This window comes from Mycobacterium sp. UM_11 (genome assembly GCF_001414075.1).
Classification (GTDB): Bacteria; Actinomycetota; Actinomycetes; order Mycobacteriales; family Mycobacteriaceae; genus Mycobacterium.
This window is the reverse complement of the sequence record NZ_LATC01000241.1, coordinates 1-460: the sequence shown is the minus strand read 5'-3', so window position 1 is coordinate 460 and position 460 is coordinate 1. Positions and strand designations below refer to the sequence as shown.

Genomic DNA, 460 nt, shown 5'->3' with positions numbered 1-460 from the left:
GCGACCCCGAAGTCGAACAGCATCTGGGTGAACGCGCTGGCCATGGTCGACTGCGACCAGAACACCAACCAGGGCGGCCCGTCCCGCGCGGTCTACGGGCTGTTCGCCAGCGCGGATGTGCTGAAGAAGGCGTTCGACGACGACGTCGCGGCCGTACAGCTGATGAACTGCCCGGGAGCCGGCGCATCGCCGGACGGCTGGCATCACGACAGCACCCCGACGGTGACCGCCGGCATGATCGCCTGCGGCACTTACAAGAACCACCCGAACGTGATATGGACGAACGAGGCCAAACTCCTGCTTTGCGACGTGTACGGGGATCCGCCCAACATGGAGGACCTGCATACCTGGTGGACCAATTACGGTGGCTGAGGATCGGCGATGAGTGATGAGCAGGTCTCGCGGGTGGGCACGCAGTTTGGGCCGTATCACCTAAAGCGGCTGCTGGGCCGGGGTGGGA

At 64.8% G+C, this 460-nt stretch carries 1 protein-coding gene and 1 pseudogene; both read left to right on the top strand.

Going from position 1 to position 460, the window contains the following annotated elements:
* A pseudogene (locus WU80_RS24830) lies at nt 1-372 on the top strand (hypothetical protein); the annotation flags it as partial.
* A gap of 9 nt (nt 373-381) precedes the next feature.
* Nucleotides 382-460 (top strand): hypothetical protein (locus WU80_RS26685; RefSeq protein WP_369808571.1); only part of this gene is annotated, 79 nt, incomplete at its 3' end.